The organism is Saccharothrix isguenensis, assembly GCF_052936305.1.
The window spans coordinates 4,673,935-4,698,532 of sequence record NZ_CP193626.1 but is presented as its reverse complement, the minus strand read 5'-3'; the positions used below and the strand labels follow the sequence as shown (position 1 = coordinate 4,698,532).

Annotated in this window: 25 protein-coding genes; 17 read left to right on the top strand and 8 right to left on the bottom strand. The window is 70.9% G+C overall.

Annotation, left to right across the window (positions count from 1 at the left end):
* Positions 1-604: 604 nt before the first annotated feature.
* The 4 genes from ACRAKI_RS21140 to ACRAKI_RS21125 all read left to right on the top strand — a co-directional run bounded on the left by ACRAKI_RS21140 (position 605) and on the right by ACRAKI_RS21125 (position 6,151).
* A complete protein-coding gene (locus ACRAKI_RS21140; protein ID WP_447002237.1) occupies positions 605-1,234 on the top strand; it encodes an MBL fold metallo-hydrolase in 630 nt (209 codons plus the stop codon).
* Entirely contained in the window at positions 1,231-4,011 is a 2,781-nt protein-coding gene (locus ACRAKI_RS21135; protein ID WP_447002236.1) for an AAA family ATPase, read from the top strand. The genes ACRAKI_RS21140 and ACRAKI_RS21135 overlap by 4 nt, the downstream gene beginning before the upstream one ends.
* Positions 4,012-4,168: 157 nt before the next feature.
* The gene (locus ACRAKI_RS21130; protein WP_447002235.1) at positions 4,169-5,107 is read left to right on the top strand and encodes a hypothetical protein; all 939 of its coding nucleotides are present in this window, start codon (positions 4,169-4,171) and stop codon (positions 5,105-5,107) included.
* Positions 5,108-5,635: 528 nt separating this feature from the next.
* Entirely contained in the window at positions 5,636-6,151 is a 516-nt protein-coding gene (locus ACRAKI_RS21125) for a hypothetical protein (RefSeq protein WP_447002234.1), read from the top strand.
* A gap of 382 nt (positions 6,152-6,533) precedes the next feature.
* On the opposite strand, the gene ACRAKI_RS21120 is transcribed toward ACRAKI_RS21125, so the two are convergent.
* Entirely contained in the window at positions 6,534-7,751 is a 1,218-nt protein-coding gene (locus tag ACRAKI_RS21120) for an acyl-CoA dehydrogenase family protein (RefSeq protein WP_447002233.1), read from the bottom strand.
* A gap of 472 nt (positions 7,752-8,223) precedes the next feature.
* On the opposite strand from ACRAKI_RS21120, the gene ACRAKI_RS21115 reads away from it, so the two are divergent.
* Entirely contained in the window at positions 8,224-8,895 is a 672-nt protein-coding gene (locus ACRAKI_RS21115) for a hypothetical protein (protein ID WP_447002232.1), read from the top strand.
* 357 nt (positions 8,896-9,252) lie between these two features.
* On the opposite strand, the gene ACRAKI_RS21110 is transcribed toward ACRAKI_RS21115, so the two are convergent.
* Positions 9,253-10,002: a GAF and ANTAR domain-containing protein gene (locus ACRAKI_RS21110; RefSeq protein WP_447002231.1), complete on the bottom strand. Its 750-nt coding sequence runs from the start codon at positions 10,000-10,002 to the stop codon at positions 9,253-9,255.
* A gap of 248 nt (positions 10,003-10,250) precedes the next feature.
* On the opposite strand from ACRAKI_RS21110, the gene ACRAKI_RS21105 reads away from it, so the two are divergent.
* Complete coding sequence (locus ACRAKI_RS21105) at positions 10,251-10,715, top strand: hypothetical protein (RefSeq protein ID WP_447002230.1); 465 nt, start codon at positions 10,251-10,253, stop codon at positions 10,713-10,715.
* Between the two features lie 458 nt (positions 10,716-11,173).
* A complete protein-coding gene (locus tag ACRAKI_RS21100) occupies positions 11,174-11,449 on the top strand; it encodes a hypothetical protein (RefSeq protein ID WP_447002229.1) in 276 nt (91 codons plus the stop codon).
* Here the strand turns inward: ACRAKI_RS21100 and ACRAKI_RS21095 are convergent.
* On the bottom strand, positions 11,446-12,201 hold the full coding sequence (locus ACRAKI_RS21095; protein WP_447002228.1) for a GAF and ANTAR domain-containing protein: 756 nt from the start codon (positions 12,199-12,201) through the stop codon (positions 11,446-11,448). The two genes, ACRAKI_RS21100 and ACRAKI_RS21095, sit on opposite strands and share 4 nt — an antisense overlap.
* A 47-nt stretch (positions 12,202-12,248) precedes the next feature.
* Positions 12,249-12,950 carry a GAF and ANTAR domain-containing protein gene (locus ACRAKI_RS21090; RefSeq protein WP_447002227.1) on the bottom strand — a complete coding sequence of 234 codons (702 nt, stop codon included), beginning with the start codon at positions 12,948-12,950 and terminating at the stop codon, positions 12,249-12,251.
* Between the two features lie 483 nt (positions 12,951-13,433).
* Between ACRAKI_RS21090 and ACRAKI_RS21085 the strand changes: the two genes are divergently transcribed.
* Entirely contained in the window at positions 13,434-13,964 is a 531-nt protein-coding gene (locus tag ACRAKI_RS21085; RefSeq protein ID WP_447002226.1) for a hypothetical protein, read from the top strand.
* A gap of 641 nt (positions 13,965-14,605) precedes the next feature.
* Positions 14,606-14,776 carry a hypothetical protein gene (locus tag ACRAKI_RS21080; protein ID WP_447002225.1) on the top strand — a complete coding sequence of 57 codons (171 nt, stop codon included), beginning with the start codon at positions 14,606-14,608 and terminating at the stop codon, positions 14,774-14,776.
* A 323-nt stretch (positions 14,777-15,099) separates the two neighbouring features.
* On the opposite strand, the gene ACRAKI_RS21075 is transcribed toward ACRAKI_RS21080, so the two are convergent.
* Complete coding sequence (locus ACRAKI_RS21075) at positions 15,100-16,368, bottom strand: cytochrome P450 (protein ID WP_447002224.1); 1,269 nt, start codon at positions 16,366-16,368, stop codon at positions 15,100-15,102.
* Between the two features lie 92 nt (positions 16,369-16,460).
* The gene (locus ACRAKI_RS21070; RefSeq protein ID WP_447002223.1) at positions 16,461-17,186 is read right to left on the bottom strand and encodes an ANTAR domain-containing response regulator; all 726 of its coding nucleotides are present in this window, start codon (positions 17,184-17,186) and stop codon (positions 16,461-16,463) included.
* 361 nt (positions 17,187-17,547) lie between these two features.
* On the opposite strand from ACRAKI_RS21070, the gene ACRAKI_RS21065 reads away from it, so the two are divergent.
* The 5 genes from ACRAKI_RS21065 (at position 17,548) to ACRAKI_RS21045 (ending at position 21,423) form a co-directional block, all read left to right on the top strand.
* Positions 17,548-17,979: a DUF6292 family protein gene (locus tag ACRAKI_RS21065; RefSeq protein WP_447002222.1), complete on the top strand. Its 432-nt coding sequence runs from the start codon at positions 17,548-17,550 to the stop codon at positions 17,977-17,979.
* 406 nt (positions 17,980-18,385) lie between these two features.
* Positions 18,386-20,149, top strand: coding sequence for an aa3-type cytochrome oxidase subunit I (gene ctaD, locus ACRAKI_RS21060; RefSeq protein WP_447002221.1), 1,764 nt, complete (start codon positions 18,386-18,388; stop codon positions 20,147-20,149).
* 21 nt (positions 20,150-20,170) lie between these two features.
* Positions 20,171-20,437 carry a DUF3040 domain-containing protein gene (locus ACRAKI_RS21055; RefSeq protein WP_447002220.1) on the top strand — a complete coding sequence of 89 codons (267 nt, stop codon included), beginning with the start codon at positions 20,171-20,173 and terminating at the stop codon, positions 20,435-20,437.
* Between the two features lie 385 nt (positions 20,438-20,822).
* The gene (locus ACRAKI_RS21050) at positions 20,823-21,014 is read left to right on the top strand and encodes a hypothetical protein (protein WP_447002219.1); all 192 of its coding nucleotides are present in this window, start codon (positions 20,823-20,825) and stop codon (positions 21,012-21,014) included.
* A 40-nt stretch (positions 21,015-21,054) separates the two neighbouring features.
* Entirely contained in the window at positions 21,055-21,423 is a 369-nt protein-coding gene (locus ACRAKI_RS21045; protein WP_447002218.1) for an STAS domain-containing protein, read from the top strand.
* A 5-nt stretch (positions 21,424-21,428) separates the two neighbouring features.
* Here the strand turns inward: ACRAKI_RS21045 and ACRAKI_RS21040 are convergent, their stop codons facing one another.
* A complete protein-coding gene (locus ACRAKI_RS21040) occupies positions 21,429-21,803 on the bottom strand; it encodes a hypothetical protein (protein ID WP_447002217.1) in 375 nt (124 codons plus the stop codon).
* 230 nt (positions 21,804-22,033) lie between these two features.
* On the opposite strand from ACRAKI_RS21040, the gene ACRAKI_RS21035 reads away from it, so the two are divergent.
* The 3 genes from ACRAKI_RS21035 to ACRAKI_RS21025 all read left to right on the top strand — a co-directional run bounded on the left by ACRAKI_RS21035 (position 22,034) and on the right by ACRAKI_RS21025 (position 23,353).
* The gene (locus tag ACRAKI_RS21035) at positions 22,034-22,186 is read left to right on the top strand and encodes a hypothetical protein (protein ID WP_447002216.1); all 153 of its coding nucleotides are present in this window, start codon (positions 22,034-22,036) and stop codon (positions 22,184-22,186) included.
* 88 nt (positions 22,187-22,274) lie between these two features.
* On the top strand, positions 22,275-22,778 hold the full coding sequence (locus tag ACRAKI_RS21030; protein ID WP_447002215.1) for a hypothetical protein: 504 nt from the start codon (positions 22,275-22,277) through the stop codon (positions 22,776-22,778).
* A gap of 56 nt (positions 22,779-22,834) precedes the next feature.
* The gene (locus ACRAKI_RS21025; protein WP_447002214.1) at positions 22,835-23,353 is read left to right on the top strand and encodes a DUF2231 domain-containing protein; all 519 of its coding nucleotides are present in this window, start codon (positions 22,835-22,837) and stop codon (positions 23,351-23,353) included.
* 229 nt (positions 23,354-23,582) lie between these two features.
* Here the strand turns inward: ACRAKI_RS21025 and ACRAKI_RS21020 are convergent, their stop codons facing one another.
* Positions 23,583-24,173: a hypothetical protein gene (locus ACRAKI_RS21020; protein ID WP_447002213.1), complete on the bottom strand. Its 591-nt coding sequence runs from the start codon at positions 24,171-24,173 to the stop codon at positions 23,583-23,585.
* Positions 24,174-24,598 lie beyond the last annotated feature (425 nt).

The following is a 24,598-nucleotide window of genomic DNA, read 5'->3' as shown; positions in this document are numbered from 1 at the left end:
CGCCGGAACCGGCGGTGGCGACTATTCACGCTGGGCGGAACCCGCTGGCGAGAAATGCGCTGGCACGCGCTGGCCAATACCTTGCGTCCGAGGTGCTTCCTCACGTCGTTGTGGGAAATCGCCTTCCCGTCGAATGCTAGATGGTCCGGAAGTGGCCGGTCAATAACGGTTTCTGAGGCCGACGTCCAGTAAGTGTCGAACAGGATCGAACGCCCAGGTCAGACACCATCAAACTGATCATCGACCGGCTGCGGTATCAATGCGGGCAGTCATACTTGTGAACAGAATCGACGGGTGCTGATCACACTTGTGAACAATTGAGGCGCCGGTGGGTCGTATTCGCCCGGCAGTGTTGGCCGAGAGCCAGTCCGGACATGCCCGCGAAACCGGAAGTGTGCCCGCAGTGCGTCGGCCAACGGCCATACGTGACGGGGCGTGCCGTGTTCGGCCCGTGCGCCGTCCCCGCGACGAGGTTCGACGCCTCGGCGTCCAACCACTCCGGTGACTCGGTCGCATCTTGACGCTGACGACCACCCGCACGTCCGGCACCGGGCGGCAGCCGCGCACATCCACAGTGAACTGCGCGGACGCTAGGATCACCGGCGTGCGACCCCTGGCTCCCGGAGTACACCAGCTGCTCGGTCGTCCTCCTCACCTGGTGAACGCCTACTTGGTGGAGGACGTCCTCGTGGACGCGGGGACTCCCGCGGCCTACAAGCGGATCACCCGGCAGTTGGACGGTCGCACGCTCGCCGCGCACGTCGTGACCCACGCACACCCCGACCACTTCGGCTCCAGCCACTCGCTCTGCGAGCGGTATGACGTGCCGCTGTGGACGGGGGAGCGGGACGCCGAGGCGATCGCGACCGCCACCCCCGCCATCGGCCCCGGTCTCGTCCCGGCGCTGATGGCGCGGATGCGGATGCCGGACGCCCACCCGGTCGCTCGCGGCTTGCGCGAGGGTGACGAGGTCGCCGGGTTCACCGTGCTGGACGTGCCCGGCCACTCGCCGGGCCACATCGCTCTGTGGCGCGACCGCGATGGCGTGCTGCTGTGCGGCGACGTGTTCTTCAACGTGTTGCGGCCGTCCGCGCCGCCGAAGTTCCTCACCTACGACGACGAGCGCAACCGCGCGTCCATGCGGCGGTTGGCCGAGCTGCGGCCGAAGCTGGTGCTGTTCGGCCACGGCCGGCCGCTGCGCGACCCCGACTCCCTGTCCCGCCTGGTCGGATGAACACCCTCGAACGGGACGGGGAACTCGAGCGGATCACGGCAGCGCTCGACTCGGCGGCGGCCGGCGACGGCCGGGTGGTGGTGATCGAGGGCCGGGCGGGCATCGGAAAGTCCCGGCTCGTCCAGGACACCAGGGCGTTGGCCAAGCAGCGCGGGTTCGGCCGTATCCAGGCAGTCGGCGACGCCCTGGAGAGCGCGATGGCGTGGGGCGTGGTGCGGCAGCTGGTGGAGCGGTCGGTGTCCCGGTATCGGGGCGAGATCCGGGACCGGATCCTGGCCGGACCGTCCGGCGACGCGTTGCGGGCGCTCGACACCGCCGCCGCGGACCCCAGCGAGGCGGAACTGGCCCGCACGCTGCACTCGCTGTGGTGGGTGGCCGTGGACCTGTCCGCGACCCGACCCCTGCTGATCACCGTGGACGACGCGCAGTGGGCCGACCTGTCGTCGGCGCAGTTCCTGGTCTACCTGTCCCGGCGGATCGCGGACCTCCCGATCGCGCTGGTCGTGGCGACGCGCCCGCCTGCTGCGAACGCCGGGCCGCTGGCGCAGCTGAGCGTGTCGCGGCAAGCCGAACGGCTGCTGCCGCGCCCGCTCACGCCGCACGGGTTGGCCGAGCTGGTCGCGGCACGTGGGGTGAGGCCCACCCCGGAGGTGGTGTCGGCGCTGCACGCGGCCGGCGCCGGGAACCCGTTCCTGACCGGTGTGCTCGTCGACGAGCTGGACGCTCTGGGTCTGCCGCTGGACGCGCCCGGCACCGCCGCCGATGTCGGCAAGCTCGGTCCCAGCACGGTGTTCCGCGCGACGCTCGGCCGGCTGCCCACCGAGTCGGTGCGGCTGGCGGGCGCGGCGGCCGTGCTGGGCACCGGCAGCGACCCGTGGCTTGCGGGCACGATCGCCGACGTGGAGCAGGCCGGTCTGCCGGGCGCGGTCGAAGCGCTGGTCGCGGCGCACGTGCTGACCGGCGACGAGCTGAAGTTCGTGCACCCGGTGGTGCGCGAGGCGGTGCTGGCCGAGCTGGGTCCGGTGGCGCGGGCGGCGTTGCACGCGCGTGCCGCCACCCGGCTGTGGGAGGCGAAGGCCCCGGCCGACCGGATCGCCGCGCACCTCGCGCGGGCGCCCAAGGGCAGCCTGCCGCAGGCGGTGGACGTGCTGCGGGACGCCGCCGTCGCACTGGTGGCCGCGGGCGACGCGCACACGGCGGCGTCGCACCTGCGGCGAGCGGTGGAGGAGAAGCCGGACGACGCGGGCCTGCGGGCCGCGCTGGGCCGGGCGTTGCTGCGCATGGGTGACGCCGCCGAGGCGCGCCGCGAGCTGCGTGCCGCCGCCGCCGCGATGCCGGACGCCGAACTGCTGGCCGCCGCCGCGTCCGCGACCGCCGCCGTGGACGGGCCGGAGGCGGCGATCGCCGAGCTGACCGACGCCATCGCGGCACGTGGCCCGGACGCCGGACGGCTGCACCTGGAGGCCAGGTTGGCGGTCGTCCGGTCGTTCTCGCCGCGCCACCGCCAGGCCGCGTCCGAGCACCTGCGCGGGCACGCGTCGCTGGCCGGCCGCACGCCCGACGAGCGCACCCTGCTCGGCCTGCTCGCCCAGACCGGCCGCTACGAGGTGCGGGCGTCGTCCGAGGTGGCCGCCACGGCGTTGCGCGCGCTGTCGAACGGCGCGTACTTCGACGACGCCACCGGCAGTATCGACGCCATGGTGGCGTGGGTGGTGGCGCTGCTCGCGTTGATGGCCGCGGACGGCGTGGACGAGGCCCGCCGGGAGATCGACCGGGCGCGGCTGCGGGTGCGGGCGCACGGCTCGCCGGTCGAGTTCGCCATGGTGGCCAACTCGGCGGCGTACCTGAACTGGCGGTTGGGCGACATGGCGCAGGTGGCGGCGGAGGCCGAGGGAGTGCTGGCCGCCGTGCGCGACGAGGACCCGGCGCCGCACGTGGTGGCGCTGCGCGCGACGGCCACCCACTTCCTCTCCTACGTCGCGTTCGAGCGGGGCGACCTGACGGGAGCGGCGGCGGTGCTGACCGCGTTCGACGTCGAGCACCCCGACGCGCCGCAGATCATGCCGACGATCTGGCTGCACGAGCCGCGTGCGTTGCTGGCGCTGGCGAAGGGTGACCCGCGCTCGGCGCTGGTCGAGGCGCACCTCCAGCGGGACGCGATGCTGGCCGCCGAACTGGACCCGCCGACGATCCCATGGCGTGAGCCGGCGGTGCGGGCGGCGATGCTCCTCGGTGACGAGGCCGGTGCGCTGGCGTTGGCCGAGGAGCAGTTGGCGTTGGCCCGGAGGTGGGGCGCCGCGACGGAGATCGGCGCCGCGCTGCGGCTGCTCGCGCACTCCGACCCGGGTCGCCGGGTGGAACTCCTGGAGTCGGCGGTCGACGTGCTGGAGGCGTCGCCGTCGCGGCTGCAGCTGGCGCGGTCGCTGGTCGACCTCGGCGAGGCGCTGCGGGTGGCGCGCCGGCGCACCGACGCGCGGGAACCGCTGCACCTGGCCATCGACCTGGCCGCGGCGTGCGGGTCGACGGTGCTGCGCGCGCGGGCCGTGGACGCGTTGGAGGCGTTGGGCGACCGGCCCCGCCGGCTGCTGCTCGCGGGCGCGGAGGCGTTGACCGCGAGCGAACGCCGGGTCGCCGACCTCGCCGCCACCGGGCGGGCCAACCGGGAGATCGCGCAGGAGCTGTTCGTGACGCCCAAGACGGTGGAGAACCACCTGGGCCGGATCTACACGAAGCTCGGCATCAGCGGCCGGCGCGACTTGGCGAAAGCTCTCGCCTGACTGAGTAGGAGTCGGGTGGGGGTAGGCCTGATACACCCATCTTTTGCCACTTCACGTTGAGGGATCAACCCTCATGCCCTCGACGTTTGCGCAGGTCAAGCTTCTCCTATCGAAGGGGCCACGGGAGGTGGCCCCCTCCACAGGAGGTAGGAACCCCATGTTGCGCAAGGTCGTCATCGCCGCCATCGCCACCGCCGCCGTCAGCTCCCTCGGCTCTCCGGGCCTCGCCGTCGCCAACCCGGTCATCGGAACGCCGCCGCCGTGCGTGAAGCTCGCCGACGTCACCGGCCCCGACTTCGAGGTCAAGCAGTGCGGAGTCAGTGACGTCGACCAGTTCCGCGCCGGCTTCGCCGCGAACGGCGGCACCCACTGCGGCCCTTCGTCTCTCTACAACGTGCTGCACTACTGGGGCCACGAGAAGAAGGCGCCGGTCGGCTGGCTCACCACCAAGGTCGGCAACCTCGACCCGAAGGACCCCGCCGACTACCGCATCGTCACCAACTCGATCGGCCGCATCGCCACGGACTCCAAGTGGAGTGTCGAGGACGGCACCAACTCGACCAACTTGCGCACCGCGTGGAACATCGCCACCAAGCCCGCCAGGGACATCGGCTGGTCGACCGCGACCGGCGCGGTCAGCACCGCGACCAGCCCGGACTTCGCGGGTGACCTGGCCAAGAAGCTCAACCAGGGCCCGGTGCAGATGTGGTACGGCCGCTACGTCGCCGGTCCGCAGAACAGCCTCAAGCGCGACGGCGGGCACCTGGTCACGGTCGTCTCGGCCAAGGGTTCGTTCGGTGGCGACTTCGTGCAGCTCAAGCTGGCCGACCCGGGCCGTGCGGCCGACCACGGCCAGCCCGGCTACCTCGACACGCAGTCCGCCTACGAGGCGTTGAGCGTGACGTTGATGCGCCGCTCGGTCTACGAGTACCTGCCCGTGAAGGACGACGAGACGACGCCGGTCGACGAGAGCCTCCAGCCCGGCACGTACCGCTCCGTCGAGCGCTGGGAGCTGTCCGGCACGGTGTACACCGGGGAGAGCCAGCCGCTGGTCGAGGGCTTCAACTGGTTCACGATGGCGCCTCCGGTCGGCTGAGTCCCGGCACCGGGGAGGCCCCGCTCACCGAGCGGGGCCTCCCCACACCCGTTTCGGACCGCGCTCTCGTGGTGGTCTTGGTGAGCCGTTCGAGCGGATGCCGGCGGAGGCCGAGCAGAACAGCGAGGCGGCAGGGCGGAAGCGATGATGGACCGACACCGGGCAGGTGCCGACTCTGGCTCACCAGCTGTGCAGCGGGTAGTAGCCGGGCGCGTTGCCGAGCAGCCGATCAACCTCGCTGCCGTAGTCGTGCTACCGCCGCCGACCCCACCAACGGCGCAGCCTCGTATCAGAGCAGACCGTCGGTGATCCACACGATCATCAGGGCCAGGCCACCACGATCGGGACCAGGAGCACAAGGCCCAATCCCCACGTCGCGTGCCGGTACCGCGGTCGCAACAGGGCACGGTGCGGGTGACGGACACCGCATCGGCCGGCGGCCATTCGGGTGGAGCACGGCCTGATCCGCTAACGACAGCTCGGACCCGACGACCTCATGGTGTGTCCGATCTCGGAGGAGGCTCGCTGATGAGGCTGTCACGACTGGTCGGCGGTGTGGTGGTGGTGGTGCTGGTGAGCGCTTTGTCCACCGCGCCGGCTCAGGCCGCGACCGTGGAGCAGGTCTGCGTGGGCACGGAGGCCACCACCTTCGCCCCACCGCTGACCTTCACCCCACGGGAGACCACGATCACCGTCAGCGGCGTCTTTCCCTCGTGCACCAACACGGGCGCGGTGACCGGGACCTACGCGGAGACGTTCAGCCTGACCGCGTCCTGCCTGACGCTGTTCGACGCCGGAGCGGCACGGCGGACGTTCACCTGGGGCGGGACGGTGGCTCCCAGCGAGTTCCAGTACAACGCCACCTCCAACGCGGCGGGCGCTGCCGTGGTCACCACCAACACCGGAGTCATCACGGCCGGCGGGTTCGCCCCGGCCGGTGCCGTGCAGGTGGTCAGCCTGGTGACACCGAACGCCCTCCAATGCCTGACCGGCGGGGTGGCGAGCATGACCGGACCCACCACACTCACCATCCAGCGCTCCTGACGGACCGCGAACCGGCCAAGGGGTCGCTGCCCGGCTCTGGCCTCACGCCGTCCACACCGCGGTGGCCCTGTCGGAGTGCAGCCGGCGCGTCCTGCTGTCGCACCTCCTGGAAACGGGTGGCAGCCTCGCGGAGTCGCGCGAGCGCCTGTCCCGCTCTGCGCCACTGTCATGGCGAGGCTCCTGGTGGCCGGATCGCCGCAAAGGTCGAATGGCCACCAGGAGCTTCCCTTCGATCATGTCGACGCGGTTCGGGGCGTGTGATCAACGCGGATCGGCAGTGTGGCGCAGGGCGATGGCACAGCATGCCGGTCGCGCCGTCCTGCACGATCGCCCCCGCCAGGCACAAGCAGGACGGGGCAGGAGTCATCGGCCGTCTGCTCGGTCACGTGTACCAGGTGGGTTCGGGCAGCTCGCCCAGCAGCGCGTAGCGGCCGACCTCGGCGCGCTTGTGGGCGATCGGGTCGTGCAGGCTGTGGGTGCGGATGTTGCGCCAGTAAATGTCCAGGCCGACGGTGTTGGCGGTGGCGCGGGCGCCGGTGACGTCGAAGACGCGGGTGCCGATCTCCAGGCCGGTGTCGATGGCGCGTTGCTTGGCGGCGGCGATGACGACGGCGGCCTCACCGCGTTCGCGCTCGGTGACGGTGTCGGGATGGGCGTTGATCGCCTCGATCAGCTCGGCGGCGCGGTCGGCCAGGGCTTCGGCGGCCCACAGCTTGGACTGGAGGTCGCCGTAGGTCTCCAGAACGTGGAACTCCTGCACCGCGCTCTTTTTGACGTCGACGGCGTAGGGCCAGGGACGGGTGCGGTCGCGGGTGTAGGCGGCGGCCGTGGTGAGGGCGCCCTTGGCGATGCCCAAGTAGAAGTTGGTGAACACCAACTGGAGCAGCGGCACGTTGAGCGTGTTGTAGACCCGCGGCCGGAACTCCTTGCCCACGTAACCGGCCGCCTCCGACCAGGGCACGCGCACGCCGTCGACCTGCACGCTGCCGCTTTCCGTGAGCCGCTGGCCGAGGTTGTCCCAGTCGTCGTTGAACACGATCGCGTCCTGGTGGGACGGGACGATGGCGAACACGTGCTTGTCGGTGCCCTCCAGCATTCCCTCCAGCACGGTCACGTCGGAGACCTTGCCTCCGGTGGAGAACGACTTGCGCCCGGTGAACACGATCTCGTCGCCCTCGTCGACGACGGTCAGGTCGCTGTCGCGCGGGTTGACCGCACCGCCGAAGAACCACCGATCGCGGGTGGCCGCCTGCTCCACCGCCGCGATCTGCTCGGAGGTGGAGATCAGGCGGGGCGTCCAGAACCACAGGTAGTGGTAGCCCAGCAACTGGCCGATCGAACCGTCGCCCACGGCGACCTCGCGGATCACCCGGTAGGCGGTGGTCCAGTCCTGCCCGGCGCCCCCGTGCTCGACCGGACCCAGCAGCGTGACCAGTCCCGAGTCCTTGAGCAACGCCACCTCCGCGTGCGGGGTGGCGCCGGCCCGGTCGCGGGCGACGGCGTCCGTGGCCAGCACTGCGGCCACCTCCCGGGCGCGGTCGAGCCACTCGTCGGCGGTGGTCGGGGTGGCGGTCCAGGTGTGCTGCGCGGAGGTGGTCACAGGTGGGCTCCGATCACACGAACAGGGGCTTCGGCCTGTTCTTCGTACCGAGGGCGCGTGCGAAGCGACAGGAGCCATCCGGTGAAAAGATATTCCCGTTCTACGCGAAAGCGCGCCGACGACTCCGCACTTCCGCGACGCAGCACCCAAGCACGGGGTCTCGCCGCAAGCAGTTCTCATGGATGCCGGAACGCCGCTGTCGTGCGTGCCTGCCGGCAACTGTTCGGCAGTGTGGTGGGCGGAGGCCGGTCAGCCGGTGAAGGTCATCGTCAGAGGGCCGCAGACGGTGCCGACTCCGGTGGTCGGACAGGCCGGGGGATCGGGGTTCACGAAGACGAGCTGGAACACTTCGCCCAGGAAGCGCTCCCGCGACCGCACGCTCGGGGCTCTGCGGTCCCCGCGATCAGGGGGCCGGACAGCGTCAGTGGACCCCGGAGGAGCAGTCCGCCGCACGCCGCAATTGAATGTGCGCATGACCGCCTACGACATCGCGGACAAGCTGCCCGCGATTCCCCAACTGCGCGACCTGTGTCGCGTTCTCGCCGTGCTGGACGCCGTGCTCGACCCGGACAACGAGGACCGCCACCACTCCTACGATCCCGCATGGGCACCCGGCGAAGAACTGGCCTCCCAAAAGGACGGTTGTGGCAACGAGTACTCCATCGTGTTCACCGCCTCCGGCGCGTACGTGCGCGGGTTCGACCACGAGTCGCCGGTAAGCCCGTACGCCACCGACGACGGCAAGCCGTGGCCCGGCGTGACCGACTCCGTGCCGGAGGTGTTCCGGGCGCAGGTCGACGAACCCGCGTTCACCGACGAGGGCACGCCGTGCGTGACGGTCTGCCTGTGGCGCGAGTCGGGTGACGACAGGTGGCGGCACGGCGACATCGCCTTTCCCGATGACGCCCAGGACGGTGCGGACTGGTTGTTCGACCTGCTCATCGACGGCAGCCCTGAAGCGTTCCAGGACTGGGCGCAGGACTACTACCAGCAGCCGGTCGACATCGAGGCGGTACGCCACCTCTATGCCGGGCGTCCGCTGACGACCGAGGTCGTGGCCGCGCTCAACCCCGCCACCACCTTGGCCGCCATCGCGGACGACGTCCGCCGGATCGGCTTCCCGATCAGCTGGTCGTCCGCCTGAGCACGGCCACAGCTCGCGGTCGCCTCGTCCTTCCGCCTGCGCACACCAGCCCACCGGCCGGCAACGGTCCATAGCCGAGCCTGCTGGCGGGTTGGGCCACCAGTTCCACACCACGCGGGCGTCCGCCGGCGGCAGAACGTGATGCCGGCCTTGATGAACACAGCGGTGCGGTCGGTCTTCCTGGCGCGCCCCCCCGCTGGTGTGCAGGCGGCTGGAGCCTGGGCGTCGATGTCGCCATGAGCGAGCAGGTCGGCGACGAAGCCACCCGAACGTCACTCCTGAACACCGAGCTGCCGAAGCTGACGGCGACCGTGCGCGCCCTGATCGAACAACGCCGGCCGGCGGTGGGGAGTCGTGTCAGGTTGTCGGCGGTCGTGGTGGTGTGCGGGTGGTGTCGGCGACGAGTCGGGCGGCTGTGTCGTGCACCGTGGTGTCGCCGCGTTGCGACTGCTCGACCAACAGTCGGGTGGCCTCGGCGGCGCTGATCCGGTGGGTGGCCATGAGGATGCCCTTGGCGTGGTCGATCATCGGGGGATTGTCCAGTGCCGCCCGCAGTCGTTCGGTGGTGTCGACGGCGTGTCGGTAGCGGGAGTGGGCCGTCAGCGCCGCGGTGGCGGTGGCGGTGTAGAGGTCGAGCAGCTTCTCGTCCAGTTCGGTGAAGCCGTGTCCGCTGCGGCTGTAGCAGTTGACGCTGCCGGTGTGTTCGACGTCGACCGCGAGTGGGGCGGACAGGAAGCTGCCGAAGCCCGCCGCGTCGGCGTCCCGGGCGAACCAGGGCCACCGGTCGGCCGCGTCGGTGATCGAGCTCCTCACCAGTGTGCCGGTGCGGATGGCCTCCAGGCAGGGTCCCTGGTCCAGGCCGTACTGCGCGCGGTCGAGCTCCGCGACGACGTCGGCGGTGGCGGCCGCGGTGCCGGGTCGTCCATCGGCCATCAGGGTCACACTGGCCTCGTCGACACCCGGTATCGCCTGCGTGACCTGCTTGCACATCCGGTCCAGTGCCGCCGGGAGGTACTCTACGCCGTCGAGCGCGGCGGTCAGCCCGGTCAGGGCGTTGGCGACCTCGTCCAGCACCGACGGCCACGACTCGTCTTGTCTTGTTCCCACGTTTGATGCTCCTGTCGGCCGCGCCGAGCAGAAGCGATTCGTCCACGAGGACAAACACAGAACGAACCGGTGTCGCACTCCGTCGTCACGTCCCGCCGCGTGGGCGGTGTGATGGGGGCGGTGTGGTGTGCGCCCTTGCGGGCCGCTGTGAGGCGAACGGGAGGCACGCGCCGCATCCTCCCCGCGGCGAGGTCCCTTCGACGTCGCACGGGATCGGCATGCCGCGAAGGTGGCACACCGTCCAGCCAGTGCACACGAAGAACCTCAGCTCCCGCAGCTTAGCCCTGCCGAGCACGTTCGGGTCCTTCGGCGGTCACATTGGTGGGGTGCGCGGCACACAGTCAGTAGGTCACGCCCCGGCTGGGGCCGCCGGTCGACTCGTCGGTGAGGGCGTGGTTGGCGCGATCGTGTCGTGGGTACTCGACCGGGACGTCAAGCAGTCGGCGCAACTCCAGCGTCCGAAGGGCGACGTCATGGCTCACGAACATCTCCTCGACCACGGTGCGGTCATCACCTTCCTCGATCCCGACGTGTCCGCCCCGTCCGCCTTCGGTCGCGGCATCGTCGTCGGGCCGGTGCTCGTCGACCCCTTCACCGAACGCGCCTGGGTGCCGGTGCTCCGGCCCGACCGCAGCACCCTCGTGCTGAACATCGCGAACATCGTCGAGGTGGTCGCCAGGAATGGGACGCGGGGCGAGCCCGGGCCCGCCTGACCGCTCGTGCCTGTGGCCGGAACCGATCGGCGGGACGGGACCGGGTCGGACCCACCGGGACCGGAGCGCGGACGGGGCGAGGAGTCGGATGCGGTGACTCGACCGCGGTACGAGTCCGGCGCGGCGCGGGCGCGGCAGACCGCCGGGCAGGGGGTGGCTCCTGCGAAACCCCAGTTGATGCCGACTGGGTCTTGGATTCCTTGTCGGACAATCGATTTTCGGTCGGGCGACCGGCGATCCGGGACGGGGGCGGGCAGGTCGCGGGTCGGTTGACCGTATGAGGTGAGGTAGCGCGGTCGGCGTTGTCCGGTGCGGTGCCTCACGCGTTGTTCGGTTGTCGGCCGGGTCGACCCGTTGATGGCCGGATTGCCGGGTGGTGGTCACCCACCGTCCATTCGGGACGGCGGAACGTCGCTACACGGTGGCGTCCGCGCGAGGTGAGGAGGAGGGTGGGAGTGATGGCGCACCCGGATGGCAGTCCCGTCAACCGCGTCGCCGCGGCGCGGCGGATCGTGGACGAGGTGGTCAGCCGCAGCGTCTTCTACGAGGCGGTCGGCATCGTCGAGGGAGGGGTGGGCGGCGGTGATCCGGCGTCGGCCGACGAGCGGTTCTCCGCCCGGTACGACGACGCGCACTGCCGGGCGGAGGCGGCGCGCATGGCGGCGATCGTCGACGCGGCGGCGGACGGGCGGGCCGATCCCGACTGGGCCGATCCGGACTGGGACGGGCGTTAGCCGGCCGGTGGCCGATTCCGGTGCGCATCGGCGGGGGAAGCGACGGCGGCGGGATCGAGGGAGCCGTCGACGAGCGCGCGGGTGATGTCGCGCACCGGTGCGTCGTGCTCGGCGGCGTGCTGGTGGATCAGCGCGCTCGCCCGTTCGGGGTCGAGGTCGAGGGCACCCGCGACCATGCCGGTCGCGTGGGCGAAGCGCACCCGGTCGTTCATCGCGGTCAAGGTCTGCTCGACCAGCCGGTCGCCGCGCCTCGAGTCGCCTTCCTGCGACAGCCCGAGCACGGTCAGGTCGGCCAGGGCGCGGGCGAGCTGCTCCTGCCACCGCTCCCAGGGCGCGGTCCCGGTGTAGAGCACGTTCAACCCGCCGATGGTGCGGCCGTCCAACCGCATCGGGATCGCGTGGACCGAGTGGTAGCCGGCGGCCGTCGCGGCGGGGGTGAACTCGGGCCAGCGGTCGGATTCCCGGGCCAGGTCGGCGGCGTTGACCACAACACCGTGGCGGATGCAGTCCACGCAGGGGCCTTCGTCGATCTGCGACTGGAGCAGCTCGACGAACCGGGCGCGTTCGTCGGAGGCCGACACGACCTTGATGCCGCCGCGGGGGTCCACCAGCATCACGCCGGTGGCGGAGGCGTCGAGCAACCGCGTGCACGCGGCCGTGACCATGCGCAGCACCGCGTCGGCGTCGTGGCCGTCGACCAGTTTCGCCGTGATCTCGCTCAACGCGGCGGCGATCTGTCCGGGGGCGGGCACCTCCGAAGCATACGGCCGGTCGCGCGTTCGCCGCGCGCGGTGGCGGCTCAGTCCGCGAGCTGGTCCAGTGGCAGGCGCCGCGCCAGCACGTCGCGTGCGACGTCGAGCACCGACCTGCGGCCGGCGAACGCGTGCGCCCTCAGCCGGGCGAAGGCGTCCTCCAGGCTGATCCGCAACTGGGCCGAGAGCATGCCGGTGGCGATGTTGACGTCCTGGTAGGAGACCTCGGCGCGTATCCCGCCGTCGGAGGTGCTGCTGTGGTCGAGCAGCCACAGGACCGTCAGATCGGCCAGCACGGCGGCGTCGGCCACCACGTCGGGCGGCAGGCCCCCCGGTCGGCGGCGGTAGAGGTCCAGCGTCCCGAGCCTGATCCCGCCCAGCTGCAGCGGGAAGGCGAACACCGCCGCCAGCCCTTCCTCCTCGGCGAGGTCGGCGAACCCGGGCCACTGCGCGCGGTGCGCGCTCAGGTCCGCCACCAGCACCGGCCCGCCGGTGTCGAACGCCTCGATCCCGGGGCCCTCGCCGACGGTGTACTGGGCTTCGTCCAGCACACCGGCCCAGCGGTCGCTCGCGCCGAGCAGTTCCTGCGCGCGGGAATGGCTGCGCAGCGTCACCGTGGCGGCGTCGACCCCGGTCAGGGACTGCGCGCAGACCTCGCACAGCGCCTGCGCCCACCCGCCGCGACCAGGAGAGGCCACGCGTTCCGCGACCATCCGCGCCAGCCGGTCTCGACGCTGCCCGTTCAACATCCGTCCTCGCTGCCGCAGGAGTACCGCTGCACCGGACCACGTGCCGGCCGTGATCACCGCCTCGGCGACCTCGCGCACGAACGCGGTACGTCGCGGACGCGCCCCGGCCTCATCGGGGAGTGCCGGGAATCCGATTATCCCGGTCCGGCGCTCCTGCGCGCACTTGACCTCACGGCGGCTGTGCTGAGTGAGTACGTCGGACCGGGAGGGTGCTGCGTCGTCACCGTCACGGCACCGACCCGAAACACCCCTGCTCGGGCAACAGCGCGACGGCGTGCGGATGGCCGGCGCGCCGGCCGCACTGGACGCGGGCCAAGCCGCGGCGTCACGACGCAAGGCCCCGGTCGGTGTCCTCTCCGGTGAGCGCGGGTTTTCCGATCACGACTGGGGTACCCAGTGGTCACGTCAAGCAGCTGGCGTGTCGCGTATCGGGTGGTGGTGCGGCCGGTGGGGCGTGCTGCCTCTTCCCGTCGAGGAGGTCACATGAGTCGCCAGTTGCCGTTCGAGGTGCCGAATCGCATCTTGGGGCCAGAGGAGTTGGACCGCATCGCCGAGGCGGTGGGAAAGCGGCCCGGACTGTGGCGGGATCGCCTGCGCACCACCGTCGACGACCGCACGTACACCGAGGTGTTCACCAGTGAGCACCTGGACGTGTGGGCGATCTCGTGGATGGCGGACGGGCACGACACCGGGTACCACGACCACGACCACTCCAGCGGTGCGGTGTACGTGGCGTGCGGGGCCATCAGGCACGAGCAGCTGCGCCTGGGCGAACGGCCGACCGGCGCCGTCGCGACCGAGGGCCACGGGTTCCGCTTCGACAACACCTTCATCCACCGGATGCGCCGCGAGCCGAGGGCGGGGCCGACGGTGACCATCCACGCGTACTCGCCCCCGCTGTCGCACACCGGGCAGTACGCCGAGCACGAGGACGGCCTGCTGCACCGCACGCCGACCTCGTCGAAGGAGCAGTTGGTCCCGCACGGTCCCCAGGGCACGCCCAGCGACTCCTGACCGGGCGAACCGCAGGGCAGTGGTCCGGCCGAGTTCGCGGTACCGGCCCGAGGGGGTGCCGAGCACGTCCACCACGAGGAACCGTTCACGGCTGCACGACGAGGAGGCCGCGTCACCCTGCCCGGGGTCTACCACGACGTGGTCGAGGTCGAGGCTTCCGAGCGTGCCCGGGCCGATCTGCCGGCGCTGCCGTTCAGCGATGACGACTGGTTGACCAGCACGACGATCTCTACGTTCCCGCCCACGCCGGTGAGGCGGCCCGGCGTATAGCCGGGAGAAGAAGCGGCCTCCGGTCGCCCTGGGGGAAGGTGCGGCCGGAGGCGGGCAGCCCCTGGCCGCGCTGGGGGGAGGCAAGCGACCGGGGCGGGTCGAGGGGATCGAGGGTCGGTACGGCGGTCGCCTCTCGGCGAGTGGCACGACGCGGCTCCAGCCGAACGGTGTTCCGCGAAGGCGTTACAGGTGAGGCCCGGGGGACACGGACCGCACCGACCACCTCGTACAACGGCACCGCGCACGCCCGTGTTCCCCGTCGGGAGTGCCCTCCGTCACCCTGCGCACCCGTGGCCGACCTGGTGACGGCGCTACTCCGACATCACCCGATCCAGCCGCTTGACCGGCGACCGCCCGGGTAACCGCGTGCGATGACGGAAGGCGACAACGCACCGCTCAACCCCGACCCGCCCCACTCCCCGGGCACGCCAGGCCTGGACGACCTGGACGACCCGGACGTGCGGGTTCCGGACGTCGAGCGCACGACACCGACCGGCCAGGACGTCAGCCACGACGCGGCCGCGGTCGAACCACCGGACTGACCACCCGACCCGGCACAGGCCGACCACGCGGACGCCTGCCCGGCCGACGACAGCGCCGGCGGGCCGACGCGCAGCCGGGCACAACGCCGCCTGACACCCCCACCCCGAACGCGCGAGCCCACGACCTACTGGTAGCACTGCACCGAGTACAAGCCGATCAGGCGTTGTACCGGCGCCTCGACCAGCAGGCGACAGGCAGTCGCACCGATCGCGATCGATGTGCTTCGACTGCTCCAGCCGCGTCAGCGGGCCGACCGGACCGTCTCTGCGCTGGACACCGCGAACACCATCCGGCGGTCAGGTCGATGCGCCGATTGGCACGGTCACGGTGATGACGCCGGTCGTGGGCAGTGTGACGCCGTACCCGTCGGTTCGAACACGAATCCGCTCTTGGGCCGTGCCGGAACTCGTCGCAGCGAGATGGTCATGTCCTGCTCGGGCACGTCGTAGTCGGTCCGGGCCAGCCGGACGGCGAGGGTGCGCAGGATGGCCACGGTCAGTGGCTCGCCGGGGCAGCAGTGGTTGGTCTCCGGGTCGCCCGCACCCTGGGGCACGAGTTCGAACCGGCCGATGTCACGGCCGAGGAAGCGTTCGGGGCGGAACGCGTAGGGGTCGCCCCACAGGTCGTGGTCGTGGTTGTGGCCCCACAGGTCGAGCAGCACCATCGCGTGCTTGGGGATGCGGTCGCCGCACCAGGTCAGCTCGCGCACCGCGCGGCCACCGATGAACGGGGCGAACGGGTAGAAGCGCCGCAGTTCGTGGGCGAAGGCCAGCGCGAAGTCCCGGTCCCCGTCACGCAGGGGTTGCCGGTGCTGGGGCCACCGGTGCAGCGCGTGCCCGGCGTAGGCGACGAACCAGCACACCGCCACTGTCGGCCGGATGACGTTGAGCAGCTCCACCGCCGCCAGTCGGGGCGACAACTGCTCACCGTCGACCTCCCGGTGAGCGCTGACGACCTCCAGCGCCGACCCCGCGGGCACGCTCAGCGTGCCGTCGCGGACCTGCGTCACCAGGCCACCCAGCCACGCCTCCCGCCTGCCCCGCGCGGAGCGGGCCCGCCAGTGCCGGCGACCGGGTGTGGCGAAGCCGTCCACCATCGCCACCAGGTCCCGGGCCACGGCGGGGACCTCGGCCTCGGCGAGCGGGACGCCGGCCCACCGGCACACGGCTCGGGTGAGCACCCTCGCCGCCTCGTCGAACAAGACCACCGGCCGCCCCGGTTCCCAGGAAGCCGCTGCTTCGTCCCAGGAGGCGCCGACGCCGTCGGCCAAGGACTGCGCGGTCGCCCGGTTGACGACCGAGAGGAAGATGTTCTTGCGGGCGCGGTGCCGGTCACCGTCGAGGGTGTGCACCGCGCGTCGGCCGAATAGCGTGTTCTGCACCGGCCAGGGGATCGCGGTGTGCCGGCGCACGTGGTCCTCGTCGTAGAAGAAGCGGGCCGCGTCCGGGCCGCACAACCCGACCGCGCGCTGGCCCAGCACCCTGGTGTGCGCCGCCCCCGACGCCGACCGGGCCCGGCGGGCGGGCAACCAGGCGTAGCCCTCGACCAGCGCGGACAGCGAGTTGTCGAGCAGAGCAAGTGGACGTCGCATTCGGACGGTATGCCCGGCGGGAACACCGTCAAACGACGGTGGAGGTGTGTCCGAAGGGGAGCCGGACGTCGACGTGGTGGACGGCGAGGTCGTCACGAGGGCACCGGGGCCTCACCTGCCCGGTCGGCTCGACCGCCGCTGCCGGTGATGTCGGTGACGAAGCGCTGGGCCAGGTCGCGGAGCTTGACGTTCTCGCGCTGGGAGCGTTCGGCCAGCATCGCGAACGCCTCGTCCGCAGTGATCTCGTGCACCGCCATGAGGATCCCTTTCGCCTGGTCGATGACCGCACGGTTGGTCAACGCCTGACCCAGCTCGGCGGCCTGCCGACGAGCCCGCAGGTAGCGGCGGGCGTTGAGCAACGCCGCCTCGACGGCGGTCGTGTACAGCTCCAGGAACGCCGCGTCGAGTTCTTCGAATCCGCGGTCCCGCGTGCCGTAGAGGTTGAGCGAGCCGGACTGCTGCTCGTCGACGTGCAGCGGAGCCGACAGGTAGGCGGTGATGCCCGACCTCTCGGCCATCGCCGAGAACGCCGGCCACCGGTCCGACGTCGCGCTCACCACCGCTTGCAGGACCTGGCCCGTCCGGGCAGCCTCAAGACAGGGCCCCTCCCCGGTGCGGTACTGCGCGGAGTCCACGTCCAGCGCAGGCCGCCCGGTCGCCGCCTCGGTCCTCGGACCGTCCGGGCCCAGCACGGTCACGCTGACCGCGTCCGCTCCCGGAACGGCTCGGGCCACCTGGACGCAGACCCGGTCCAGGACGACCGACAACTGCTCCTCCTGGTCCAGGACCGCGGACAGCTCCGCCAACGCTCCTGTCACTTCGTCGATTCGACAAGTCACCCCGTTCGTGACCTGGTCACCGGTTCCATCCCGCTGTCCGCCCATCTCCCCAGCCTCCTCCGCCGACCGGGCGCCGCCGGCCCATTTCACGTACCACTTCTTGCCCTCTCCACGCCGTCGTCACACCCGTGGGGACGAAACTGCGGCTGTGCTCCCGCCGCGCCGCCGGACGAGCACCCTCGCCGCCAATCGGCACCGAGGGGTCGGGCGGCGACGTCGGACGTCAGCCACCGGTACGTCACCCGGATGGGGGGTTTCGTCGCCCCGTGTGGGGTATTGAGTCAGTGCGTCAAGAAGCCGGCGCGTTCACCCGATGGTCGGACGAAGGCGGCGACGCAGGATGACATCGCAGTGCAACGATTTCCTGGTCAGGGCGCTGCGCGGCTACGCGCAGTCGGTCACCCGTGAGCTCGGGCTCTCCCCTGAGTGCTCATACGTGCAGGCCGAAGGACCCGCGACCATGTTCCTGGAACTGGACCGCAGGCTCCCGGCCTTCCCGGACCGCGAGGTGGCGCTGCTGTGGGACGAGCGCAGCGGCTGGGCGGCGGCGGTGGAGACGCACAGCGGTGAGGACCTGATCGTGCAGGCGTGGTTCGGCTCGGACCTCCTGCCCGGGCCGCGGGCGGTGGCACGCTGGGTCGATGCGCTGCTCCGTGGCGACCGGCATCCCGATGCCGGGTACGGGTCGACCGGCCAAGCGCACGCGGACCTGACCCGTCGACTGGTGCCGTACGCGACGGCAGCGGTGACTCCGTTGTCCCGGACCGCATGAGGTGCCGGTCGATGCCGAACGCCGAGGTGCCCGGCCCGACAGTCGAGGCGGTTCCCGTGCCGGTGACCGAGGAAGCCTCGGCGACGCGCCGGGTGCGCCCGGTTCACCGGGTCGGATGCACTCCCGCCACTTCGGCAGCGGGTACGTGGGGGACCACGTCGGTCGACACCACCGGAAGCCACGGCGGTGCGGGGCTCGGCCTGGCGGTGGTCGGCTTGTCGGGCGCGAAACTCGTCGTCGGCGCGTCGGTTCGCTGCGGACAGGTGGATCTCGGACACCGGTGTGTGAGCGGGCCGGAACGGGGTAGTCGGGCGCGTCGCCGGCGGTCCCAGTCCGAATGCGGAGTGCGGAAGCGGTCGGTGGCGCCGGTAGGCCCGTGCACCGCCCCAGTGAGTCGAGGATGGTCATGACGACGCTCAAACCGACCCCGATCGTCCCCCGAGGGGCCGCCCGGCCCCGTCTCAAGGGATCGGCGTTGCTGCGCCTGTTCCGCACCACCGATCACAAGATGATCGGCCTGATGTACCTGACCACGTCGTTCGCGTTCTTCCTGGCCGGCGGGCTGATGGCGTTGCTGATGCGCGGGGAGCTCGCGCGTCCGGGGTTGCAGTTCCTGTCCAACGAGCAGTACAACCAGCTGTTCACCATGCACGGCACGGTGATGCTGCTGCTGTACGCGACGCCGATCGTGTTCGGGTTCGCCAACTACATCCTGCCGCTCCAGATCGGCTCGCCGGACGTGGCGTTCCCCCGGCTCAATGCGCTGTCCTACTGGCTGTACCTGTTCGGCGGCCTGATCGCGGTCAGCTCGTTCCTCACGCCCGCCGGCGCGCCGGACTTCGGGTGGACCGCCTACACGCCGCTGTCCAGCGCGATCCACAGCCCCGGCGTTGGCGCGGACCTGTGGATCTCGGGCCTGGTCGTGGGTGGCCTGGGCACGATCCTCGGCGCGGTCAACATGATCACCACGGTGGTCTGCCTGCGCGCCCCGGGCATGACCATGTTCCGGATGCCGATCTTCACCTGGAACATCCTCATCACGTCGATCCTGGTGCTGGTGGCGTTCCCGATCCTGACCGCCGCCCTGCTCGGGCTGCTGGCCGACCGGCACCTGGGCGCACACGTGTTCGACCCCGCCAACGGCGGAGTCATCCTCTGGCAGCACCTGTTCTGGTTCTTCGGCCACCCCGAGGTCTACATCATCGCGCTGCCGTTCTTCGGGATCGTCTCCGAGATCTTCCCGGTGTTCTCCCGCAAACCGATCTTCGGCTACAAGGGCCTGGTGTACGCCACGATCGCGATCGCGCTGTACTCGGTGATCGTGTGGGCGCACCACATGTACGCGACCGGCGCGGTGCTGCTGCTGTTCTTCGCCGCGTCCACGTTCATCATCGCCATCCCGACCGGCATCAAGTTCTTCAACTGGATCGGCACGATGTGGAAGGGCCGGCTGACGTTCGAGTCACCGATGCTGTTCAGCGTCGGCTTCCTGGTGACGTTCCTGTTCGGCGGCCTGTCCGGCATCCTGCTCGCCTCGCCGCCGATCGACTTCCACGTCCACGACACCTACTTCGTCGTGGCCCACTTCCACTACGTGCTGTTCGGCACGATCGTGTTCGCCACCTACGCCGGCATCTACTTCTGGTTCCCCAAGATGACCGGCCGGATGCTCGACGAGAAACTGGGGAAGATCCACTTCTGGACCACGTTCATCGGCTTCCACCTGACCTTCCTGGTGCACCACTGGCTCGGCAACCAGGGCATGCCGCGCCGCTACGCCGACTACCTCCAGAGCGACCAGTTCACCGGTCTCAACACCATCTCCACCATCGGCTCGTTCGTCCTCGGCGCCTCGACCCTGCCGTTCATCTGGAACGTCTTCCGCAGCTACCGCTACGGCGAACCCGCCGGCCGGGACGACCCCTGGGGCTTCGGCAACTCGCTCGAATGGGCCACCAGCTGCCCGCCGCCGCGGCACAACTTCACCGAACTGCCGCGCATCCGCTCCGAGCGGCCCGCGTTCGAGCTGCACTACCCGCACATGGTCGAGCGCATGCGCACTGAATCCCACTACTCCGTGCTCAACCGGGACCAGGACGACACCGGCGTCGACCCGACCACCGAGAAGTACCTCGCCCCAACCGACCGTGAAACCAAGCACGACGACTGATGGCGTGGGGAGGAGGACCCGATGACCCGGTACGAGCGTCGTCAACTCCGCAGGATCGAGCGCTGGCTGGAGGCCACCGACCCGGCGCTGGCCTGCGCGCTCTCCGGGCGGACCACGATCCGGCGACCCGCGCACCGGACCTCGACCAGGGCGTCGGCGGCGCTGCTCGGCATCGCCCTGGTGGTCGGCGGAGCAGCCGTCTACCTGCCGATGGTGTTCGCGGGCTGCCTGCTGCTCATGACCGCGGCCTGCCTGCACGTCACACGCCCGCGACCGACCGCGCCATAGGACTCGCGCAGCGCTGTCGGGCGAGGGTTCGCGCATCGCGGGTGGGGTGTTCCAGGGTCGATCGGATCGCGCGGTGATCGCGTTGTCCGACCGGTTCCCCGGTAGGTCGGTCGAGCAGGCGCCGGCCCCACCACGGTGGCTGGGCGTGCCTGTGGCGGCCCGGTCACCCGCCGCCAGGGCAGCGGACCGACCACTCCAGGACCCCACATGACCGACACATCACCGACCTCACGCCACGGCGTTGTCGACCTCGACGAGCTGCTGGCCGTCGCGTGCGCCGCCGCCCAGGCGGGAGGCCGCACGATCGACGAAGCGCGCTACGAAGCCGATCAAGCCATCCGGGCGGTCCTGAACAGGCAGCGGCCGAGCGACGGCGTCCTCGGCCGTGAGGGGAGCACCGGGCGCGGGTGTGCTGCTCGTGCAGGAGGCCGGGGGTGCGGTCGGGGACCACGTCGGCACGTCACCGCAGACGTGGCCGGGCAGCGGCGACGTGCTGGCCGCCGCACCCGCCCTGTGGGATCCACCGCGGGGCCTGCCCACCTCCGTCCGGCACGGCCTGGCCGCCACCGACCGATGAACGCCCGACCCCAACTCCGCGATCGCGAGGAGAGGCTCAGATGACAGAGCGCACCACCCACACCTCGACCAGGGTCGACGTGGACGGAGGCATCGCCCTGGTCCGGGTGTCGGGTTCACTCGACGCGGCGGCGCAGCGGCCCGTCACGGCCGCGTTGGACGACGTCTTCGACACCGGTCCCGGCGCGATCGTGCTGGACCTCAGCGAGGTCGACTTCCTGGGCTCGGCCGGCATCGCCCTGCTCGTCAACACCCGGCACCGGGCCGCACGGCAGGGCATCCCCTTCGCCGTCGTCGCGGACAACCACCGGGTGCTGCGGCCACTGCGGATGAGCCAGGTCGACACCGCACTGCCCCTGCACCCGACGGTGCGGGCCGCGGTCGCGGCGGTGCGGCTCGCGTCCACTTGAGCCGGTCACCGGCCCTGGTTCCCCGGGCTTTCCAACCGGAAGAAGTTGCTGGGCGAGCCGTCCGAGCGCTGGTGCCGGTAGACGAAGTGCAGCCGGCGGGCGTCGAACATCGCGAACCACTCGTCCCACCCGATGTGACGCAGGTTGTGGCTGCCGTAGCCGGGCAGGTCGAGCCGCAGCACCGCCGTGCGGTCACCGTGTCCGGGGAGAGTCGCCGGGCGCGCACCACGGCGTTCGGCGCACTTCCGGATCACCTCGTGGTCGGTGGTGATCAGGCTGCGTTGGCCCCAGTTCCGGGGGTTCTGGTCCGGCGGGTTGGTTTCCGGTCCGGGCTCGACGCCGTGTGCCGCGTGGTTCCCCGGTCGCTCCTGGGTGCCCATCGTGGGACCTCCGTGGTCTGGGCCTTGTGGCGTACCCGTGGACGACGGGTCCATTCGCGTCCGACGTGGATCGCGGCGAGGTGGACGCCGCGCGGACCGGTGAGGTCGTGCACGCGGTGACCGTCCTCCGGCGTGGTCGGTCACCTGTCGGCGCCGTTGCGCGTCGATGAGGAGGCCTCGGTTCGCGCAACCTCTACAGCGGGCGTGCGGACGGTGTGCGGGCGGTCGACGTGGCGCTGCTGGAGCTGTACACCACGGCGGCCGGTGCACGGGGTGTCCGCGGAGGCGTCGCGATGCTGGTCGACCGGTCCCACCGCGAGAACGTCACACTCCGCGACTTCGCCGAGCGCGTCGTCGATGGCATCCTCGCCGCCGATGACTGACGGGCGGTCCGATCCGCGGTGTCGTCAGCGTGCGCGTGCTGCTGTCACGAGGGGTTCGGGTGGACGGCGGGCTGGGTACCTCGTGCTCGTGGACGATTTTCTGGGCATCTACCTCAGGGACCAGTTGGCGATGGGCGTGTTGTGGCGCGAGCTGGCGCGGCGTGCCCAGCGCAACAACCGGGGCACCGAACTCGGGGCTGCGGTGGGCGGTGTCGCGACGGCCATCGCGGAGGACGTCGAGACGTTCCGGGCGATCATGCGACGGCTCGGGGTGCGTACCAATCCCGTCAAGACCGGGTTGGCGTTCGGTGCCGAACGCCTCGGTCGGTTCAAGCGCAACGGCCGGCTGACGTCGTACTCGCCGTTGAGCCGGTTCGAGGAGCTGGAGTTCCTCGCGATGGGCATCGACGGCAAGAAGCAGCTCTGGACTACCCTGCGCGACCTCGCGGGGCTGCGGGAACGCCTGCCCGGTGTCGACTTCGACCACCTGATAGAGCGGGCCGCACGTCAACGCGCCGACCTGGAACCGTTCCGCGTCCGCGCCGGCGTCGATGCCTTCACCACCCACGGCCCGCGCAGTAGGTTTCCGTGAGCGCGGATTCCGGCGAGTCGCCGGTTCAGCGAGCAGGCGGTGGGTATTCGGGACGCATGAGCTTGCGCCGGGCGTTGCACGCCGCCGAGTCGCTCGATGCCGTCGACGCACCGGCCGGCGTGATCGCGCGCGCCGTGCGGCGGGTCGTAGGCCGAGGCCGGGCAGACCGGCTGCTGCGCGGTGCGTGGCTCGGCCACCCCGTGCACCCGCTGCTGGTGACGGTGCCGATCGGGGCGTGGGTGTGTTCGGCGGTCCTCGACGTGAGCGGCCACCACGCCGCCGCACGGCGGCTGGTGCGGATCGGGTTGGCCGCGACGCCGCCGACCGTGCTCGTCGGCTTGGCGGACTTCTCCCGCCTGGACGTCCGCCAGCGGCGGGTCGGTCTCCTGCACGCGATCGGGAACACGCTCGCCGCCGGCTGCTTCCTCGCCTCGACCCGGTGCCACGGACATCGCTCCGCCCGAGCGTGGGTGCTGGTCGGGCTGGTGGTGCTCGGCGCCGGCGGCGCGCTCGGCGGCCACCTGTCCTACGCGCAGGCCGCCGGCGTCCAACGGTGGCCGGCGGACACCGCCTGAGCCCCTCGCGCACGGATCACGATCTCGGGCAGTCCGACTCGGCGATCCCGGTGACGGTTCTGGTGTCCGACACCCGGTTCGCCCCTGGCCGTGAGTGGTATTCCGTGGTCCCCCCGACGGGGCCTCGGGTTCATCCGATGAAACCCCGGAAGGGCTTCTCGTCGGTCGAGCAGTGTGCCGACACCCATCACGTCAATGGCATGTACCTTCCGGCCGAGCAGGCCGACGCTCACCCCGGAACGATGCCGTGACCATCGGTGCGAGTATCGCCTGCGTATAAGGCGTCCCACCACCGCAGCCCGCCCGCCACGAACTGCTCAAGCTCGATCTTCTGGCCGTGCCGGTCAACGACGCTCAATTCGGTGAACCACAACCGCAGGTCCAGGTGACGACTCAGGGTTACGCCCTCCTGGAACAGGCTCAACACGTGGCCTGCCGCCTCCGTGGACAGCACCTCGTTCAGGCTCAACCGTTCACGCCAATGCACCCAGGATTCATCTGGCGGATCAATGAAGTCCCAGCCATAGATCGCTGATCCGCCGAATTCGCGCACCACGGCGTCGAGGCGGTCGAGCGTGACCGGCGTGACTGCGGCTTTTCTGTTGTCCCACCGCCCTTCGCGCAACGACACCGCGACACGCGCCACCCCTCGAACGGCGAGGGCCACCACGGTGTCGGCTGGCGGGGGTCCATCCTCGGGCAAGGTCAGCACCTCGAACCACACCATGGCACTGCGCACCGCGCGATCGACCTGCACCGACAGGAACCGGCTTTCGTTCAACGCGACGTTCAGACCACTCCGGATGTCCTCGGTAAGCATCAACCGAGACTAGGACTACCTGCCGCTCACACACACGTCGATTCCTTACCAGGTCTGGTACTTCCTCAGCGGCCACACCATCGGCGTAATCGGCGACGCCTGGAGCGGGTGCTGCGGTTCCGATCGCAGTTCGGTGGCCGCCGTCGTGGCCTGGCTTGGCAAGCTGGCCGGGTGGGCGAAGAAGTTGGCGGTGGTGCCGGGGGGATACTCCGGCTGGTGGCAGCTGGAGGGCGAGGAACTGCCTGGGGTGGGTCCAGCTGCGCGCCGGATGCCGCCCGGTCGGCAGCTTGAGGGGCCACCTCGGAGATTCAGCGGTTCGGCTTCTGCCCTCATCCGGCAGGGAAGACGAACGTGCTGCGCGGCCGCTTGGACAACGACATGCAGGCCGTGCTGGTGCATGCCCACGCCGAGCACTCGGCAACGGA